The sequence below is a fragment of the Brevundimonas sp. genome, assembly GCF_023259385.1.
Lineage (GTDB): Bacteria > Pseudomonadota > Alphaproteobacteria > Caulobacterales > Caulobacteraceae > Brevundimonas.
The window spans coordinates 1-2,485 of record NZ_JAHFPF010000350.1; the positions used below are offsets into that span (position 1 = coordinate 1).

Annotated in this window: 2 protein-coding genes; one reads left to right on the forward strand and one right to left on the reverse strand. The window is 68.2% G+C overall.

Annotated elements, in window-relative coordinates; translation table 11 throughout:
* The first annotated feature begins 23 nt into the window (after positions 1 to 23).
* Positions 24 to 1,076: a LacI family DNA-binding transcriptional regulator gene (locus tag Q0C81_RS18080; RefSeq protein ID WP_232216275.1), complete on the forward strand. Its 1,053-nt coding sequence runs from the start codon at positions 24 to 26 to the stop codon at positions 1,074 to 1,076.
* Positions 1,077 to 1,081: 5 nt separating this feature from the next.
* On the opposite strand, the gene Q0C81_RS18085 is transcribed toward Q0C81_RS18080, so the two are convergent.
* A partial coding sequence (locus Q0C81_RS18085) for an alpha-amylase family glycosyl hydrolase (protein WP_291841197.1) occupies positions 1,082 to 2,485 on the reverse strand: 1,404 nt, incomplete at its 5' end.

The window sequence follows — 2,485 nt, forward strand, 5'->3', positions numbered from 1 at the left end:
GTGGCTGAAATGTTTGCAGAAAAATTTGCAGCCAGAACAGGCTGTGCTGGGGACCCGCGACCTTGAGCCGCAAGACCACTCGACTTGAAGACATTGCGCGCCTGGCCGGGGTGTCGGTCGCCACTACTTCGCGGGCGCTGAACGACAGCCCCGCCGTCAACGACCGCACCAAGCAACTGATCTGGAAGCTGGCGAAGGAGCACGACTATCCGTTCCGCCGCTACATGCCTGCCGGCCCGATCGGGGCCCAGGGCACGATCGCCCTGGTGACGCCGCGGCCGCAGGGGCGGGAGGGCCGGATTTCCGATCCCTTCTTCCTGGAGCTGCTGGCCGGGGTGGGCGAGGCGGCGCGCGAACGCGGCTGCGATCTGCTGATGAGCCATATTTCGCCCGCCACCTATGACGAGCTGGCGGCGGCGATGAACACCAGTCGCGCCGACGGCGTGATCTTCCTGGGCCAGTCCAGCCTGCATGGCGCCTTCAACCGGCTGGCGGCGGGCGACCATAGGTTCGTGGTCTGGGGCGCCGACCTGCCGGAACAGGACTATTGCTCCATCGGTTCCGACAACTTCTCGGGCGGTCGTCGAGCGACCGCGCATCTGGCGCGGCTGGGACGCACGCGGATCGTGTTTCTGGGCGACCTTGATCCGCCCGAAGCCATGCAGCGGCACCGGGGCTATCTGGAGGCGCTGGAGACGGCGGGCCTGTCGGTTGACGCCGAATTGATCGTGCCCGCCCATTTCGAGGTCGAATCCGCCGAGGCGGCCGTGGACGCCCTGGTGCGTCGGGGCGTGCGGTTTGACGGCGTGGTGGCCGCGTCCGACCAGATCGCCCTGGGCGCCGTGCGCGCGCTGGAGCATGCCGGACTGACCGTGCCGGGCGACGTGTCGGTGATCGGTTTCGACAATGTGCCCTTCAGCCGCTACTCGCGCCCGGCCCTGTCCACCATCGCCCAGGACACGATGAAGGCGGGCCGGCTGATGGTGTCCAAGCTGCTGGACCATGGGGGCGCGACCGCCGGTCGGTCGGAACGTGTTCCTACCGATCTGATCGTGCGCGAGACCTGTGGCGGCTGACCGGCTCATGCCAGTCTGAAGACCAGGCCGGCGAGCGGGGGCAGGGTGGCGCCGTCGGCCTCGGTCCAGTTGATCGCCTCGATCCGCGTCGCCTCGACGGGCGGACGCCATTCGACCGGATCGTGGCCCAGGTTGAAGACGCACAGAAGCTGTTCCCCACTCCCGCCGCGCTCCCGCCGTTCGAACACCAACAGGTGCGAGGTCTCGATCGGCGCCATGCCGCCGTAGCGGAGGGCCGGATGCTGATGACGCAGCCGGATCATCCGGCGCGCCACCTGCAGGGTCGAGGCCGGATCGGCCTCCTGTGCATCCACCGCCAGCGGCAGATGGCGCGCATCGACCGGCAGCCAGGGCTCGACGGTGGAGAAGCCGGCGTTGGCCTGATCCGCATGCCAGGGCATGGGGGTGCGGGCGCCGTCGCGGCCCAGGGTCTCGGGCCAGTTGGCGATGGCCTCGGGATCGACCAGGCGTTCGAACGGCACCTCGGCCTGGGGCAGGCCCAGTTCCTCGCCCTGATAGACGAAGACGTTCCCGCGCAGGCAGACCAGCAGCAACAGGGCCATCTCGGCGAAGGCCTTGCGGTCCCGCCCCTGGGCCCAGCGCGACACGGCGCGCGGCGCGTCATGGTTCGAGAAGGTCCAGGACGGCCAGCCCTCGCCCTGCTGGTCCGGCCACATGGTCTCGCCCTGGGCGACCAGTTCGCTCTTCAGCGTGTCGGCGTAGAGATACAGGAAGCCATAGGCCGAGTGCAGGCGATCGGTCCCGGCGGTGTATTCCTTCATCTCGCGGTCGGCGTGGTCGCCGCCGACCTCGGCGACGGTGAACCGGCCCTCGTAGCTGTCGGTCAGGGCGCGGATCCGGTTCAGGAAGCCGATGATCTCCGGCTGGCTCTGGTTGTTGATCTTGTCCTGGAAGTCGAACGGCCGGGTGCGTTTCTTGCCGTCGTTGATCGGCGGATTGTCGGTCAGCTTCAGATCGTGGATGGAGAAGTTGATGGCGTCCAGCCGGAAGCCGTCCACCCCCCGGTCCAGCCAGAAGCGCGCGGCCTCGATCAGGGCGTCCTGAACCGCCGGATTGCGCACGTTCAGCTGCGGCTGGGAGGCCAGGAAGTTGTGCATGTAATACTGGCCGCGCCGTGCGTTCCAGGTCCAGGCCGGCCCCCCGAACACCGACTGCCAGTTCGACGGCGGCGATCCGTCCGGCTTGGCGTCGGCCCAGACGTACCAGTCGGCGTGCGGCCCGCTGCGCGACGCGCGGCTGTCCAGGAACCAGGGGTGTTCGTCGGAGGTGTGCGAGAAGACCTGGTCGATCACCACCTTCAGGCCCAGCGCATGAGCGCGGGCTACCAGGGCGTCGAAATCGGCCAGGGTTCCGAAGATCGGATCCACGTCGCAATAGTCGGCGACGTC